Here is a 16,033-nt window from a genome sequence, read left to right as displayed (position 1 = left end):
GCTCCTGGCCCAGGATGTTTCACGACAGGAGAACGAGATTCACCGCCGAGGCGGTGAATCTCGCTCCGCCGCTCAGGCCCAGCGCTCGGCAGCGGGCACGAACTCCAGCCCGCGCTGGCCGGTGTAGATCTGCTTGGGGCGCGCGATCTTCTGCTCCTTGTCCTGCACCAGCTCGAGCCACTGGGCCAGCCAGCCCGGCGTACGGCCGATGGCGAACAGGACCGTGAACATCTCCGGCGGGAACTGGAAGGCCTCGTAGATCAGGCCGGAGTAGAAGTCCACGTTGGGGTAGAGCTTGCGCTTGACGAAGTACTCGTCCTCGAGCGCGATCTTCTCCAGCTCCTGGGCGATCTCGAGCAGCGGGTTGACCCCGGTGACCTCGAAGACGTCGTCGCAGGCCTTCTTGATGATCTTCGCGCGCGGGTCGTAGTTCTTGTAGACGCGGTGGCCGAAGCCCATCAGGCGCTCGTTGCCGTCCTTCACGCCCTGGATGAAGGACGGGATGTTCGACTTGGTGCCGATGCGACGCAGCATCCGCAGGACGGCCTCGTTGGCGCCACCGTGCAGCGGGCCGTAGAGCGCGCCCACGCCGGCCGCGACCGAGGAGTACGGGTCGACCTGGGTCGAGCCGACCGAGCGGACGGCGTTGGTGGACGCGTTCTGCTCGTGGTCGGCGTGCAGGATGAACAGCACGTCGAGGGCCTTGACGAGTCGCTCGTCTGCCTCGAAGCGGTGCTCGCTCATCTTGAACAGCATCGAGAGGAAGTTCGCGGTGTAGCCGAGCTCGTTGTCGGGGTAGACGAACGGCTTGCCCTGCGCGTGGCGGAACGACCAGGCGCCGAGCGTCGGCATCTTCGCGATCATCCGCACGATCTGCATGTGCCGGTTGTCGGCGTCGCTGATGTTGCGCGCGTCGGGGTAGAACGTCGAGAGGGCCCCGACCGACGCCATCAGCATCCCCATGGGGTGCGCGTCGTAGCGGAAGCCCTGCATGAACTCCTTGACGTTCTCGTGCACGAACGTGTGGTAGGTGATCTCGTGCACCCAGGCTTCGTACTCGGCCTTGGTCGGCAGGCTGCCGTGGATGAGGAGGTAGGCGACCTCGAGGAAGCTCGACCCCTCGGCCAGCTGCTCGATGGGGTAGCCGCGGTACTCGAGGATGCCCTTGTCGCCGTCGATGAACGTGACGGAGCTGCGGCACGAGGCGGTGTTGACGAAGCCCGGGTCGTAGACGGCCAGGCCCGGCGCGTCCTCCTCGGACTTGATCTGCCCCAGATCGGCGGCCTTGATGGTGCCGTCGGTGATCGGGACCTCGTACTCCTGCCCGGTGCGGTTGTCGCGGACGGTGAGGGATTCAGTCACGCCCTCCAACTTAGTCTGCGGCGTGGCGCCATGCGAAACCCGGTGTCCGTGGGTGGACAATGAGCAGTTGTCCAGAGTGCCTCTCGAGCGCGCCACAGTGTTTTGACCTGCACGTCGGGCGCCCCGTAGTCTTGTCAGTCGCGCCTCCTGCCGCGTCCGCTCCGATTGGTGTCCATGGATCCCGTGTGGATCTCCGTGCCACGGGGAGCGGGTGCAGATCCGGACCTCGCCTGCGAGGAGCCGGGCCGTGTTCGTCAGAAGGCGTGGCTCCACCACCCGGGAGCAGCAGCTCTCCGGGCCCGACGAACGAAGAAGGAAACTCCCGTGCGCACGTACAGTCCCAAGCCCGGCGACATCCAGCGCGAGTGGCTCGTCATCGACGCCACCGACGTGGTCCTCGGCCGGCTCGCCGTCCAGACCGCGAACCTCCTGCGCGGCAAGCACAAGGCGATGTTCGCCCCCCACGTGGACACCGGTGACTTCGTCATCATCGTCAACGCGGAGAAGGTCGCCCTGTCCGGCGACAAGAAGACCACCAAGATGGCGTACCGGCACTCCGGCTACCCGGGTGGTCTCTCCGCCACGCCGATCGGCGAGGTCCTGGAGAAGGACGCCCGCAAGGCCATCGAGAAGGCCGTGTGGGGCATGCTCCCGAAGAACAAGCTCGGCCGTCAGATGCTGAAGAAGCTGAAGGTCTACTCCGGGCCCAACCACCCGCACCAGGCCCAGAAGGCCACGCCGTTCGAGATCAAGCAGATCTCCCAGTAATCCGTCTGTACGAGCACCGAGAAAGCCTGAGGAACATGAGCGACACCACCAGCGAGGTCGAGGAGACCTACGAGGCTGACGAGCAGGGCATCGCCTACAGCTCCGAGAGCGCCCCGTCCGCCGACGCGCCCCAGCGTCCCGCCACCATCGCCCCCGCGAGCGCCACCGGCCGCCGCAAGGAGGCCGTGGCCCGCGTGCGGATCGTCCCCGGCACCGGCCAGTGGACCGTCAACGGTCGCACCCTGGACTCCTACTTCCCCAACAAGCTGCACCAGCAGGTCGTGAACGAGCCGTTCGCGAACCTCCAGCTCGAGGGCCGCTTCGACGTCATCGCCCGCATCCACGGCGGCGGCATCACCGGCCAGGCCGGCGCGCTGCGCCTCGGTGTGGCCCGCTGCCTCAACGCCATCGACGTCGAGGCCAACCGCCCCTCGCTCAAGAAGGCCGGGCTGCTCACGCGCGACGCCCGCGTCATCGAGCGCAAGAAGGCCGGTCTGAAGAAGGCCCGCAAGGCTCCCCAGTTCAGCAAGCGCTAATCGCGCGGATGCCGCGCATCTTCGGCACGGACGGGGTCCGGGGCCTGGCGAACGGTCACCTGACCGCAGAGCTGGCCCTGGACCTCTCCGTCGCCGCTGCCCGTGTCCTGGCCGACCGGGGCGAGTTCGAGGGTCACCGCCCGCTCGCCGTCGTCGGCCGGGACACTCGCATCTCCGGCCAGTTCCTCGAGCACGCCGTCGTGGCCGGGCTCGCCTCGGCCGGGGTCGACGTGCTCCGGCTGCGGGTGCTGCCCACGCCTGCGGTCGCCTACATGACCGAGGCGCTCGGCGCCGACCTCGGCGTGGTCATCAGTGCCTCGCACAACCCGATGCCCGACAACGGCGTCAAGTTCCTCGCCCGCGGCGGGCTCAAGCTCGACGACGCGGTCGAGAAGCTCATCGAGCAGCGCCTCGCCGAGGAGTGGGACCGACCCCTGGGCGGCGACGTCGGTCGGGTCACGCCGTACGCCACCCCGGTGGAGGAGTACGTCGGCCACCTGGTCGGCACGATCTCCCGCCCGCTCGAGGGCATCAAGGTCGTGCTCGACTGCGCCCACGGCGCGGCGCACGAGGCCGGGCCCCACGCGCTGCGCGCCGCCGGCGCCGAGGTCATCGCGATCGGCGTCGAGCCCGACGGCCTCAACATCAACGACGGCTGCGGCTCCACGCACCTCGGACCGCTGCAGGCCGCGGTCGTCGAGCACGGCGCTGACGCCGGCTTCGCGCTCGACGGGGACGCCGACCGCTGCCTGGCCGTCGACCACGAGGGCAACACCGTCGACGGCGACCAGATCCTCGCGATCCTCGCGCTCGGCATGGCCGAGTCCGGCCACCTCGCCAAGAACACCGTCGTGGCGACCGTGATGAGCAACCTGGGGTTCGTCCAGGCCATGCGCGCCGCAGGTGTCGGCGTCCGCCAGACCAAGGTCGGCGACCGCTACGTGCTCGAGGCCATGCGCGTGCAGGGCTTCTCCCTCGGCGGCGAGCAGTCGGGCCACGTGATCATGAGCGAGTACGCCACCACCGGCGACGGCATCCTCACCGCCCTCCACGTGCTCGAGCGGATGGCCGTGACCGGCCAGAGCCTGCAGACGCTCGCCTCGGTGGTCACCCGCCTGCCGCAGGTGCTCGTGAACGTCCCCGACGTCGACAAGAGTCGCGCCGACGAGGACCCCGTGCTCGCGGCCGCGATCGCGGAGGAGGAGGCTGCTCTCGGCGACACCGGCCGGGTGCTGCTGCGGCCCTCGGGGACCGAGCAGCTGGTGCGGGTGATGGTCGAGGCCGCCACCCAGGACGAGGCCGAGGCCGTGGCGGCGCGCCTGGCCGACGTCGTGAAGCGACAGCTCGGGTTCTAGGCTGTACCCCTGTGGGGATGACAGATCCGGCCGGCCCCCCGCTGGCCGTGGAGGGACTGGGCAAGACGTTCGGCGCGATCCGCGCTGTCGACGACCTGAGCTTCCGGGTGCGTCCCGGTGCGGTGACCGGGTTCCTCGGGCCCAACGGCGCCGGGAAGACCACGACGCTGCGGATGCTGCTCGGCCTCACGACGCCGAGCGCCGGCCGGGCGCTCGTCGGGGACCGACCGTACGCCGAGCACCCCACGCCCGCGCGCGTGGTCGGCGCCGCCATCGAGTCCTCGGGATTCCACCCGGGCCGCACCGGCCTGAACCACCTCGAGGCGTACGCCCCGCAGGCAGGAGTCGGCCGGGCGCGGTGCCGTGAGCTGATCGAGTTCGTCGGCCTCGCAGCCGCCGCGGACCGACGCGTGGGCGGCTACTCCATGGGCATGCGGCAGCGACTCGCCCTCGCCACGGCGCTGCTCGGCGACCCGCCGGCGATCGTCCTCGACGAGCCCGCCAACGGCCTGGACCCCGAGGGCATCGTGTGGCTGCGGCAGCTGCTGCGCTCCTTCGCCGCGCAGGGCCGCACCGTGCTCGTCTCGAGCCACGTGCTGGCCGAGGTGCAGCACACCGTGGACGACGTCGTGATCATCGCCGAGGGCCGGCTGGTGCACGCCTCCTCGCTCGCCGAGCTCGCCGGGCTCGCCACCCCCGAGACCTACGTCGAGTCGCCGTCCGGCGAGGCGCTCGCCGCGCTGTGCCGCGACCGTGGCTGGACCGCCCGCCCGGACGGCTCCGGGCTCGTCCTGGTCGATGTCCCGGCCGCCGAGGTCGGCGCTGCGGCGTACGCCGCCGGCCTCGAGCTGCACCAGCTGGCCAGCCGCGGCGTGGGGCTCGAGGACGTCTTCCTGCGCCTCACGGCGAGCGAGAGGCAGCCATGAGGGCCGCACTGGTCGCGGAGTACCGCAAGCTCGTCAGCACCCGCATGTGGTGGCTGCTCCTGCTCGTGCTCGCCGGTTACCTGGTCTTCATCGGCATCGTGATGGCCGCGTCGTTCGTCTTCGCGCCCGAGGACCCTGACAGCGGTCAGGTGACGCTGCACGGCGTCGAGGCCGCGCGGGCCATCTACAGCGTGACCAACGGTGTCGGGTACGTGTTCCCCCTCGTGATCGGGAGCCTGGCGATCACCGGCGAGTTCCGCCACCACACGATCACCCAGACGCTGCTGGTCGAGCCGCGGCGCGGCGTGCTGCTCGGCGCCAAGCTGCTGGCAACCGTGCCCGTCGGTCTGCTCTACGGCGTGGTGGCGGCGCTCGCGGTCGTCGGCGCCAGCGCGCCGCTGCTGGCCGGCTGGGGTGACGGCGCCTACCTCACCGACGGGTCCGTGCTGACCCTGCTCGCCCTGGGCGTGCTCGTCACCGCCCTCTGGGCGATGATCGGGGTCGCGTTCGGCAGCGTGGTGCCCAACCAGGTGGCAGCGATCGTGGTGATCCTCGCGTTCACCCAGTTCGTCGAGCCCATCGCCCGGCTCGCGCTCGGCTCCTTCGACGGCACCGAGGGGGTCGCGAAGTTCCTGCCCGGCGCCGCGGCCGACGGGGTGATCGGGTCCAGCCTGTTCGGTGAGCTCGGGGGAGGCGCCGAGCTGCTCTCGCGCCCCGTCGCGCTCGTCGTGCTGCTCGCGTACGCCGCCGCGCTGGCGCTCATCGGCCGCTTCACCACCCTGCGCCGCGACATCGCCTGACGCCGAGTCGCGCCGACTCGGGGGTCTCCTGCTGAAGGTGTGGGTGGGTCGGTGTCCTCCCGGTGGCGCCATTGTTCGTCCTCCACCAGACGGGTCAAGGGTCCCCTGCGGCGGCTTCGCCGCCCTTGACCCGACCGGCTCCGGACGAGTTGGCGCCTATCGGGAGGACGCCGACTTGTGGTCACCGCGGGACGTCATACGTTCTGGTCGCCAGGACACCCATGTCGTATGACGTCCCCGGGCGGTGCGCAGGACGTCATACGACGTGGTGGCTACGACGCCCATGTCGTATGACGTCCCCGGGAGGCCGTCGACACTCACGCGGCGACCCACACCTACGGCAGGAGGGCCCGACTCGGCGTTGTCCACAGGGGCGACGGAGGTCGGTGCGGGTGGGGAGCGGTGTCGGGTAGACACGGGGCATGAGCCGGGTGCGGATCGCGCAGGTGCTGGGCGTGCTGGCGGCGCTCTCGGTGCTGGGCACCGGTGGGGTCGCGGCCAGTCAGTGGGCCGAGGACGACGACACGCGGTCGGGAGACGCAGCGCAGCGACCGGAGCCGGTGACCGTGCGCGACCAGCGGACCGGTGCGACGTTCGAGGTCCCTGCGGGTGGGTGGCGGGTGGCCGACCCCGAGGTGCGCGTCTACTACGCCGACGACGCCGGCCGCGCGACCGCCGTGGTGCGCGGCCCGGCGCTCTACCGCAGTGGCTACTGCGAGGCCGACCCGCAGGACTCCAACCGGGCCTTCGTGGGCTTCACCCGTCAGGGTTTCGACGACTGGGTCGACGGGGTCGTCGACGGTCGCAGCACCTGGAGCACCGGCGTCGCCCACGAGACGGTCCGGCTCGCCGACGGCACCCGTGGCCGGCTCTCATGGGTCGGGCTCGCCCTCGACCGGGGCGGTCCGTGCAGCGCTCCGGGGGTCGAGGTCGCGATGGTCGAGGCGGGCGGCGTACGCCTGGTCCTGCTGCGTGACACGACCGTCGACGACGAGCTGCCGCACGAGCAGGTCGAGGAGATCCTGACCAGTCTGCGGCTCGGCTCGTCGCGCCCCAGCCTCAGATCTTGCGCAGCCGCACGTAGCGGACGGAGTGGTCGCGGTCCTTGCGCAGCACGAGGGTGGCGCGCGAGCGCGTCGGCAGCACGTTCTGGGTCAGGTTGGGGCCGTTGATCGTGTCCCAGATGCGGCCAGCCTCGGCGACGGCCTCGTCGGTCGACAGCGTGGCGTACTTGGCGAAGTAGGACCCCGTGTCCTGGAACGCCGTCTCGCGCAGCCGCAGGAACCGCGAGACGTACCAGTCGCGGATCGTGCTGGTCGCGGCGTCGACGTAGACGCTGAAGTCGAAGAAGTCGCTCAGTGTCAGGCCGGTGCGACCGTCCTCGCGGGCGCGCGCGGGCTGGAGCACGTTGAGGCCCTCGACGATGACGATGTCGGGCCGCCGGATCACGACCTTCTCGTCGGGCACCACGTCGTAGACCAGGTGGGAGTACGTCGGTGCGAGCACCTCGTCCTTGCCGGACTTGATGTCCACCACGAACCGCAGGAGCGCGCGCCGGTCGTAGGACTCCGGGAAGCCCTTGCGCTGCAGGAGCCCACGGCGCTCGAGCTCGGCGTTGGGGTACAGGAAGCCGTCGGTGGTCACCAGGGCGACGTTGGGGTGCTGGGGCCAGTGGGCCAGCATCTGCTGCAGCACGCGCGCGGTGGTGGACTTGCCGACCGCCACCGACCCCGCCAGGCCGATGACGAACGGCGTGCGCGGGGGCTGGTCCTGGTGGAGGAACTCCTCCTGGCGCCGGTAGAGGCTGCTCGCGGACTCGACGTACAGGCTCAGCAGCTTCGACAGCGGCAGGTAGATCTGGCGCACCTCGTCGAGGTCGAGCTGGTCGCCGAGGCCGCGCAGCCGCCGGATCTCCTCGGCGGTGAGCGGGCTCTCGACCTCGCTGGCCAGGGCGGCCCAGGCGGAGCGGTCCAGTTCGAGGTAGGGAGAGGACTCCCGTGCGGCGTCGGCGGGCGTCACCTCGCCGTGGGCAGCGCCGTGAGAGGGCATGCTGGCGATTGTTGCAAAGGCCCGCCGTTACAGTGACACCCGTGTGCGGGATCGTGGGTTACGTCGGTCACCAGGCGGCGCAGGACGTCGTGGTGGAGGGGCTGCGGAGGCTGGAGTACCGCGGCTACGACTCCGCCGGCATCGCGCTGGTCGCCGACGGTGCGCTCGCGACCGACAAGCGTGCCGGCAAGCTCGCCAACCTCGAGAAGGCGATCCAGACCACGCCGCTGCCGTCCTCGACCACCGGCATCGGCCACACCCGCTGGGCCACCCACGGCGCACCCAACGACGTCAACGCCCACCCGCACACCGGCCCCCAGCGCCGCGTGGGACTGGTCCACAACGGCATCATCGAGAACTTCGCGGAGCTGCGCGACGAGCTCGAGGCCGCCGGCGGCCGGCTGCTCTCGGAGACCGACACCGAGGTCGCGGCGTACCTCCTCGAGGCCGAGGTGGCCACGGGCGCTGACCTGACCGAGGCCATGCAGCGCGTCGTACGCCGGCTCGAGGGCGCGTTCACCCTCGTCGCGGTCGACTCCCTGGACCCGGCCCGCGTGGTCGCCGCCCGCCGCAACTCGCCGCTGGTCGTCGGCCTCGGCGACGGGGAGAACTTCCTCGGCTCGGACGTCGCGGCGTTCATCGAGCACACCCGCGAGGCGATGGAGCTCGGCCAGGACCAGGTCGTCACGATCACCCGCGAGGGCGTGTCGGTGACCGGGTTCGACGGCAGCCCGGCCGAGGGCCGCCGCTACCACGTCGACTGGGACCTGTCGGCGGCCGAGAAGGACGGCCACGACTGGTTCATGCGCAAGGAGATCTACGAGCAGCCGCGCGCGGTCGCCGACTCGCTGCTGGGCCGCCGCACCCCCGAGGGCCACCTGCACCTCGACGAGATGCGACTCTCGGACCAGGAGCTGCGCGACGTCGACAAGATCATCATCATCGCGGCCGGCACGTCGTTCTACGCCGGCATGGTCGCGAAGTACGCGATCGAGCACTGGTGCCGGATCCCGGTGGAGGTCGAGCTGTCCTCGGAGTTCCGCTACCGCGACCCGATCCTCGACTACTCCACGCTGGTCGTCGCGATCAGCCAGTCGGGCGAGACCGCCGACACGCTGCAGGCGATCCGGCACGCCCGCACCCAGCGCTCCAAGGTGCTGGCGATCTGCAACACCAACGGCTCGACGATCCCGCGCGAGTCCGACGCGGTGATCTACACCCACGCCGGCCCCGAGATCGGGGTCGCGTCGACCAAGGGCTTCTTGACCCAGCTGGTCGCCTGCTACCTGCTCGCGCTCTACCTCGCCCAGGTCAAGGGCACGCGGTACGGCGACGAGATCGACCAGGTGATGCGCCAGCTCGAGGCGATGCCGGCCCTGATCCAGCGGGTCCTCGACGCCGACCACGAGGTCTACGAGCTCGCCCGCGAGCACGGCGACGCGACGTCGGTGCTCTTCCTCGGCCGGCACGCGGGCTACCCGGTCGCGCTCGAGGGGGCGCTCAAGCTCAAGGAGCTGGCCTACCTGCACGCGGAGGGCTTCGCGGCCGGTGAGCTCAAGCACGGCCCGATCGCGCTGATCGACCAGGGGCTGCCGGTGTTCTGCGTCGTGCCCCCGGCCGGACGCGACCAGCTGCGCGACAAGATGGTCAGCGGCATCCAGGAGGTCCGCGCGCGCGGCGCTCGCACGATCTGCCTGGTCGAGGACGGCGACGAGGCGATCACGCCGTACGCCGACACGATCATCCGGCTCCCGCGGGTACCGGTGCTCCTGCAGCCGCTGGTGGCGGTCGTGCCCCTGCAGCTGTTCGCCTGCGAGCTGGCCACGGTCATGGGTCACGACGTCGACCAGCCGCGCAACCTCGCCAAGTCCGTCACGGTCGAGTAGGGCCGGTCGTGATCGTCGGGGTCGGCATCGACGTGGTGGACGTCGAGCGGTTCGAGCTGTCGCTGGAGCGCACGCCGGGTCTCGCCGCTCGGCTGTTCACCCCGGCCGAGGCGGACCGGCCGGTGGCGTCCCTCGCTGCCCGCTTCGCCGCCAAGGAGGCGCTCGCCAAGGCCCTCGGCGCCCCGGTGGGCATGGCCTGGCACGACGCGGAGGTGGTGTCCGAGGACTCCGGACGCCCGCTGCTCGAGATGCGCGGCTCGGTGCTCGCCCGGGCCACCGAGCTCGGGGTCGCCTCCGTGCACGTCTCGCTCTCCCACGACGCCGGCATCGCCTCGGCCGTGGTGGTGCTCGAGTCATGAGAGACGGCGACGGGTCGTGTGCCCGAGCACGCGCTGTGCCGCGTCCTGGGGCACACGACCCGGCAGGCCCGGGGCGATGAGGTCCGCGGCGATCTCCTCAGGCTCGTGGCGCACCTCGTACGCCGAGCACCGCACGACCATCCGGCTCAGGGTCGTGAGCCGCCGCGACCGTCGGTGGTCCTCCATCGTCTGAAGCACGTCCGCGTGGGACGAGCCGTCGACCTCGAGCACGAGGACGCTCCCGTTCGCGAGCCGCCACTCGCAGTCGGTCCACCGCCGTCGGCCTGAGCTGTCGGTCCGCGCGCGTTGACCGTCCGGCAGGGGGATGCTGAAGCGCCGGCACATCCGGCGCACATCGAGCTCGGCCCCGGAGTGTGCACCGCCGGCGATGTCGCCCAGCGTGCGCTTGAACGGCTTGGACCACCGCAGTGGCCGCAAGGTGTCGACCCACTCGACCATGCGCTCGACGGTGGTCAGCCGCTGCTGGACGGTCGCGGCGATCACACCGTGCGCGGGTCGTGGCGTCGTCTGGTAAGCGGCGAAGAGGAGCACCGCCGGCTCCACGCGGCACAGCGGGATGCCGGGCCGTGGATGTCGGAGAAGGTCGACCGGTCGCCGGCTGCGGAAGAATCGGATGCCGTCCACGGGCTCGAAGCTGAGCTCGTCGTCGACGTACACGGTCACGACATCGCGATCCCATCCCGTCAACCCGTGCCGCGCGGCGGCGCTCAGGCCACCGAGCATGCTCCGCTCACCGGCATGGAGCACCGCCAGCCACTCGCGCTGCGACCGCGTGAGCTCGCCCGTGACCGTGCTGATCACCCGGGGCGTGCGCTCGACCCAGCGCCTGGCCGCGCCGTGATCGCGTACACGGTCCCAGTCGACGCCGTGGCGGGTGAGCTGCCTGCGCGCGACCATGCCGTCCTGGGAGGTGATGAGTGCCTCGAGGATGTCGTTCATGCCGAGACGCTTCCCCTGATCGAGCTCGCCGGGGATCGGTTGTCCACAGGTCTTGGGTCGTGTGCCTGAGCACGCGCTCTGGCGCGTGCTCAGGCACACGACCCAAGACTCGCCCGGGCGGCTAGCGTGAGGGGCATGAGGTGCGCGCACACGGTCGCCCAGGTGCGAGCGGCCGAGGGCGAGCTGCTGGCGCGGCTGCCAGAGGGTGCTCTGATGCAGCGGGCCGCGGCCGGACTGGCCTATGCCGTGCTCGACCTGCTCGGCGCGGCGTACGGCCGCCGCGTGCTGCTGCTGGTCGGCTCCGGCGACAACGGCGGCGACGCGCTGTACGCCGGCGCGCTGCTCGCCCGGCGCGGCGTCCAGGTCGAGGCCTGGCTGCTGTCCGAGCGCGCGCACGCCGGAGGCGTCGCGGCCCTGCGCGCCGCCGGCGGCCGGATGATCACCGGCGAGCCAGGGCGGCCCGACCTCGTGGTGGACGGGATCGTCGGCATCGGCGGTCAGGGCGGCCTGCGCGACGACGCGGTCGCCGCCCTCGCCACGGTCGCCGGAGTCCCGGTGGTGGCCGTGGACACACCCTCGGGCGTCGGCGTCGACACCGGTGAGCTCGACGGTCCGCACGTGACCGCCGCCGTGACCGTCACGTTCGGCACCCACAAGGTCGCGCACCTGGTCGACCCCGCCGCCTCGGCCTGCGGCGTGGTGCAGCTGGTCGACATCGGCCTCGACCTGCCGGAGGCGCCGGTCGAGTCGCTCCAGCCCGAGGACGTGGCGGACCTGCTGCCCCGGCCGGCCGGCGAGGTGCAGAAGTACCAGCGCGGCGTCGTCGGCGTGCGCGCCGGCTCCGCGCAGTACCCCGGCGCCGCCCTGCTCAGCGTCTCCGGCGCCTCCAGCGGCCTGTGCGGGATGGTGCGCTACGTCGGCGACGACGCGGTCGCCGACCGGGTGCGCCAGGCCCACCCCGAGGTGGTCGGCGACGGCCAGGTGCAGGCGTGGGTCGTCGGCTCCGGCGGGGGAGAGCGCGCCGGAGAGGAGCTCGCCGCAGCCCTGGCCGACGGCGTCCCGGTGCTCGTCGACGCCGACGCGCTCGGCCACGTCGAGGGGCCGCTGCCGGCTCCGGCCGTGCTCACCCCGCACGCCGGTGAGCTGGCGCGGATGCTCGGCGTCGAGCGCTCGGTCGTCGAGGCGCGACCCCTGGAGCACGTCCGGCACGCAGCGGCGACGTACGGCTGCGTCGTGCTGCTCAAGGGCCGGCACACGCTCGTGGCCACCCCCGAGGGCCGGGTGCGTGTCACCACCACCGGCACACCGTGGCTCGCGACCGCCGGAGCCGGCGACGTGCTCGGGGGGCTGATCGGCGCGCTGCTCGCCGCCGGCCTCGAGCCGTGGGACGCCGCGTCGGTCGGCTCCTGGCTGCACGGGGCGGCGGCGACGCTGGCCGCGAACGGCGGGCCGCTGGTCGCCGCCGACGTCGCCCGGTCCGTCCCGGCGGCCGTCCGCAGCGTCCTCGAGGCGTGATGGGACAATCGTCTGCATGAGCCACGTGCCGGCCGCGCCTCCTGAGATCGTCGTCGATCTCGCGGCGCTGCGGCACAACGTACGGCGGCTGCGAGAGGTCGCCGGCGTGCCGACGATGACGGTGGTCAAGGCCGATGCCTACGGCCACGGCATGGTCGAGGTCGCGCGGGCGGCTCGCGAGGCGGGCGCGGAGTGGCTCGGAGTCGCCACCGTCGACGAGGCGGTGGCGCTGCGTGCGGCCGGTGACGACGGTCGCGTGCTGTGCTGGTTGCACGCGCCCGACCAGGTCTTCGTGCCCGCCGTCGCCGCGGACGTCGAGGTGACCGCGTCCACGCTCGACGAGCTCGAGCGCATCGCCCGCGCCGCGGCAGAGGCCGGGAGGGTCGCCGCGGTGCAGCTCAAGATCGACACGGGGCTCTCCCGCAACGGCGCCACCGCCGACGCCTGGCCCGGGCTGGTGGACCGCGCCCGCGCAGGCGAGGTCGACGGCAGCTGGAGGATCACCGGCATCTGGTCCCACTTCGCGTGCAGCGACGAGCCCGAGCACCCGGCCAACGACGCCCAGGAGCAGGCGTTCCTCGACGCGCTGGCGATCGCCGAGGCCGCCGGGTTGCGACCCGAGGTCCGCCACCTCGCCAACTCCGCCGCGGGCATCCTGCGCCCGAGCAGTCGCTTCGACCTGGTCCGGTTCGGCCTGGCGTCGTACGGCCTGGACCCGGCTCCCGGCCACACACCCGACCTGGGCCTGGTCCCGGCCATGACCCTGCGAGCCCCACTGGTCAGCGCCAAGCCGGTCCACGCCGGCGCTGGCGTGTCCTACGGACACACCTGGATCGCCGACACGGCCACCACCGTGGGCCTCGTCCCGCTGGGCTACGGTGACGGCATCCCGCGCCACGCCAGCAGCAGGGCCCAGGTCCTCGTCGACGGCAAGAAGAGGACGATGCGTGGTCGCGTGTGCATGGACCAGTTCGTGATCGACCTCGACGGCGACCTCCCGGGTGCCGGCACCGATGTCGTGTTGTTCGGCCCGGGCACGGCTGGCGAGCCGACCGCGCAGGAGTGGGCCGACGCCGCCGACACGATCTCCTACGAGATCGTGACTCGCGTCGGCGGCCGGATGACCCGCATGAGCAGGAGGTACGTCGACTCGTGAGGCTCCGCACCCACCTCCTCGGCGCCGCAGCCACCGCAGGGCTCGCGGCGGCCGGCGCTCGCGTCGGTGTCGCGCGCCAGCGCCGGGCGATCACCCGGCGCCCGGCCGACACCCACCCGGCGTTCGGCTCGCTGCGCGCCGAGCCGGTCACGGTCGTCGCCGACGACGGCACCCCGCTGCACGTCGAGGTCGACGAGTGTGACGACTCGCCCCTGACCGTGGTGTTCTGCCACGGCTACGCCCTCAACCTCGACTGCTGGCACTTCCAGCGCGAGCACTACCGCGGCCGGGTGCGCGCGGTCTACTACGACCAGCGCTCCCACGGCCGCTCCGGCCGCTCGCCGATCGGCAACGCGACCATCGACCAGCTCGGCCGCGACCTGCTGAGCGTCCTCGACGCGGTGGCACCCGACGGGCCGGTGGTCGTCGTCGGGCACTCCATGGGCGGGATGACGATCGTCGCGCTGGCCGACGAGCACCCCGAGCTCTTCGGCGACCGCATCGTCGGCGCCGCCCTGCTCTCCACGACCGCGGGAGGGCTGGATCCCACCCGGGTGCTGCTGCCGATCGCGCCGCCGTGGGCGGGCGCCGGCTTCCACCGCGGTGTCGCCGCGCTCGCGCGCGGCCACCGGGCGGTCGACATGGTGCGTCGGATCGGCCGGGACGTCGCCCTGGTCGCCACCGACCAGCTCGCCTTCGGCGACCCGGTCCCCGAGAGCTACGTCGGGTTCGTCGACCAGATGCTCTCCGCCACCCCCTTCGAGGTGGTCGCGGAGTTCTTCCCCGGCTTCGGCAGCCTCGACAAGTTCCACGCCGTCGGTGTGCTCGGCAAGGTGCCGACGGCGATCGCCTGCGGCACCGAGGACCGGCTCACCTCGATCGGGCACAGCCGCAAGCTGCACTCGCTGATCCCCGGCTCGACGCTCCTGGAGTGCCTCGGCGCCGGCCACATGGTGATCCTCGAGCGCTCCGACGAGATCAACGGCGAGCTCGACAAGATGCTCGACGCCACCGGCGAGATGGAGGGCCGGTGACCGATCAGCCTCTCGTGGTCCGCCGCGTCGGAGCGGAGTCGGCCGCGCAGGTGCTCGCCGTCGTGCGCGCCGCGTTCGAGGCCCGCCCACCGCTCGACCCGCCCGCCGCCGCGCTCGGTGAGACCGAGGAGTCGATCCGCCGGCTGCTGTCGGGCCGCGGCGGGCTGCTGGCCTGCCTGGGCGAGGAGCCGGTCGGTGCCCTGGTGCTCGACCCGGTCGGCAGCACGACGTACCTGCGCCGGTTCGGCGTCACGCCCGCGGCCCAGGGTCACGGCGTCGCGGCGGCGCTGATCGAGGCGGCCGTCGAGGCGGTGCTCGACGACCCGGACGGCACCGGCGTCCCCGACGACCTCACGGTGGTGGCCCGCGAGGAGCTGCCGGCCACGATCCGGTTCTGGGAGCGGCAGGGCTTCCGTGAGATCCGCCGCGAGTCGCCGAACGTCGAGCTGCGTCGGCCGTTGCACACGCACGTCGTGCAGGCTCCCGACCCCGAGTCGATGCGCGCCCTGGGCCGGTCGCTGGCCCGCCAGCTCGCCGCGGGCGACCTGATCGTGCTCAGCGGTGAGCTCGGGGCCGGCAAGACGACGTTCACCCAGGGGCTCGGAGCCGGGCTCGGCGTCCGCGGCGACGTCACCTCGCCGACGTTCGTGATCGCCCGCGTGCACCCCTCGCTGGCCGGCGGTCCCGACCTCGTGCACGTGGACGCCTACCGGCTCGGAGGGCTCGACGAGCTCGACGACCTCGACCTCGACACCTCCTTCGACGAGGCCGTGACCGTCGTCGAGTGGGGCGAGGGCCTGGCCGAGGGACTCTCGGAGTCGCGACTCGAGGTCGTGATCAGGCGCAGCGAGGGGGAGGAGACCGTCGACTCCCACGAGGAGGAGGACGGGCTCGACCCACGCCGCGTCGAGCTCACGCCGGTCGGACCGCGGTGGAACCGGGTGTCCTTCGGACGCCTCGGGCGGCCGGTGACGCTGCCGGCTCAGCGACCGGGCAGCTCCCACGGCGCCCGCACCGGGAAGTAGGCCTCGAGCGCCTCGGCCAGCAGCGTGGCCACCCGGTCGGGTGGCAGCGCGAACTCGTGGTCGTCGGCCAGGCAGAAGAAGTCGTACTCGCGCCGCAGCATCAGCCGCAGCAGCCGTGGCAGCTCGCGGTGGCCGATGTTGATGTAGTCGTGCTGGGCCTGGGCACGGTAGGCCTGCCCGGTGAGCAGGCCGTAGTGCTGGGCGAAGTTCGACAGCAGCGAGATGTCGCTCGGTGAGCGGAACGGCGCCCGCGCGGTGGTGGCGACCGCGTCGGCGAACCGCTCCTCGATCTCGGCCAGGAC

Annotated in this window: 16 protein-coding genes; 12 read left to right on the top strand and 4 right to left on the bottom strand. The window is 72.1% G+C overall.

Going from position 1 to position 16,033, the window contains the following annotated elements:
• Positions 1-72: 72 nt before the first annotated feature.
• Entirely contained in the window at positions 73-1,362 is a 1,290-nt protein-coding gene (locus tag Q0L15_RS07755) for a citrate synthase (RefSeq protein WP_296603417.1), read from the bottom strand.
• Between the two features lie 324 nt (positions 1,363-1,686).
• Here Q0L15_RS07755 and rplM point away from each other — a divergent pair, with 324 nt between their 5' ends.
• From rplM to Q0L15_RS07725, 6 genes are all read left to right on the top strand, one after another.
• Positions 1,687-2,130, top strand: a complete 444-nt coding sequence (gene rplM / locus Q0L15_RS07750; protein WP_296603416.1) for a 50S ribosomal protein L13 — start codon at positions 1,687-1,689, stop codon at positions 2,128-2,130.
• A gap of 35 nt (positions 2,131-2,165) precedes the next feature.
• A complete protein-coding gene (gene rpsI, locus Q0L15_RS07745) occupies positions 2,166-2,666 on the top strand; it encodes a 30S ribosomal protein S9 (protein ID WP_296603414.1) in 501 nt (166 codons plus the stop codon).
• Between the two features lie 8 nt (positions 2,667-2,674).
• A complete protein-coding gene (gene glmM, locus Q0L15_RS07740) occupies positions 2,675-4,021 on the top strand; it encodes a phosphoglucosamine mutase (protein WP_296603411.1) in 1,347 nt (448 codons plus the stop codon).
• A 17-nt stretch (positions 4,022-4,038) separates the two neighbouring features.
• Entirely contained in the window at positions 4,039-4,947 is a 909-nt protein-coding gene (locus tag Q0L15_RS07735; protein WP_296603410.1) for an ATP-binding cassette domain-containing protein, read from the top strand.
• Positions 4,944-5,747, top strand: a complete 804-nt coding sequence (locus Q0L15_RS07730; RefSeq protein WP_296603409.1) for an ABC transporter permease — start codon at positions 4,944-4,946, stop codon at positions 5,745-5,747. The genes Q0L15_RS07735 and Q0L15_RS07730 overlap by 4 nt, the downstream gene beginning before the upstream one ends.
• A gap of 422 nt (positions 5,748-6,169) precedes the next feature.
• Positions 6,170-6,919 (top strand): hypothetical protein, encoded by a 750-nt coding sequence (locus Q0L15_RS07725; protein WP_296603407.1) that lies wholly within the window; start codon positions 6,170-6,172, stop codon positions 6,917-6,919.
• Here the strand turns inward: Q0L15_RS07725 and coaA are convergent.
• Complete coding sequence (gene coaA / locus Q0L15_RS07720; protein WP_296603405.1) at positions 6,807-7,796, bottom strand: type I pantothenate kinase; 990 nt, start codon at positions 7,794-7,796, stop codon at positions 6,807-6,809. The genes Q0L15_RS07725 and coaA overlap by 113 nt on opposite strands.
• Before the next feature lie 41 nt (positions 7,797-7,837).
• Here coaA and glmS point away from each other — a divergent pair, with 41 nt between their 5' ends.
• The gene (gene glmS / locus Q0L15_RS07715; protein ID WP_296603404.1) at positions 7,838-9,682 is read left to right on the top strand and encodes a glutamine--fructose-6-phosphate transaminase (isomerizing); all 1,845 of its coding nucleotides are present in this window, start codon (positions 7,838-7,840) and stop codon (positions 9,680-9,682) included.
• Between the two features lie 8 nt (positions 9,683-9,690).
• Positions 9,691-10,041, top strand: coding sequence for a holo-ACP synthase (locus Q0L15_RS07710; protein WP_296603402.1), 351 nt, complete (start codon positions 9,691-9,693; stop codon positions 10,039-10,041).
• Here Q0L15_RS07710 and Q0L15_RS07705 read toward each other — a convergent pair.
• Positions 10,036-11,001 carry a hypothetical protein gene (locus tag Q0L15_RS07705; RefSeq protein WP_296603401.1) on the bottom strand — a complete coding sequence of 322 codons (966 nt, stop codon included), beginning with the start codon at positions 10,999-11,001 and terminating at the stop codon, positions 10,036-10,038. The two genes, Q0L15_RS07710 and Q0L15_RS07705, sit on opposite strands and share 6 nt — an antisense overlap.
• Positions 11,002-11,136: 135 nt before the next feature.
• On the opposite strand from Q0L15_RS07705, the gene Q0L15_RS07700 reads away from it, so the two are divergent.
• From Q0L15_RS07700 to tsaE, 4 genes are read left to right on the top strand one after another with little or no spacing between them, the layout of a single operon-like run.
• Positions 11,137-12,516, top strand: a complete 1,380-nt coding sequence (locus Q0L15_RS07700; protein ID WP_296603399.1) for an NAD(P)H-hydrate dehydratase — start codon at positions 11,137-11,139, stop codon at positions 12,514-12,516.
• Between the two features lie 16 nt (positions 12,517-12,532).
• Positions 12,533-13,672, top strand: a complete 1,140-nt coding sequence (gene alr, locus Q0L15_RS07695; protein ID WP_296603397.1) for an alanine racemase — start codon at positions 12,533-12,535, stop codon at positions 13,670-13,672.
• Positions 13,669-14,706 carry an alpha/beta hydrolase gene (locus Q0L15_RS07690; RefSeq protein WP_296603395.1) on the top strand — a complete coding sequence of 346 codons (1,038 nt, stop codon included), beginning with the start codon at positions 13,669-13,671 and terminating at the stop codon, positions 14,704-14,706. Before alr ends, Q0L15_RS07690 begins: the two co-directional genes overlap by 4 nt.
• A complete protein-coding gene (gene tsaE, locus Q0L15_RS07685) occupies positions 14,703-15,731 on the top strand; it encodes a tRNA (adenosine(37)-N6)-threonylcarbamoyltransferase complex ATPase subunit type 1 TsaE (protein ID WP_296603394.1) in 1,029 nt (342 codons plus the stop codon). Before Q0L15_RS07690 ends, tsaE begins: the two co-directional genes overlap by 4 nt.
• Here tsaE and Q0L15_RS07680 read toward each other — a convergent pair.
• A partial coding sequence (locus Q0L15_RS07680) for a stealth conserved region 3 domain-containing protein (protein WP_296603392.1) occupies positions 15,689-16,033 on the bottom strand: 345 nt, incomplete at its 5' end. The genes tsaE and Q0L15_RS07680 overlap by 43 nt on opposite strands.

Origin of the sequence: Nocardioides sp. (assembly GCF_024509035.1) — a bacterium.
GTDB lineage: Bacteria > Actinomycetota > Actinomycetes > Propionibacteriales > Nocardioidaceae > Nocardioides.
This window is presented reverse-complemented; position numbering and strand designations above follow the sequence as displayed.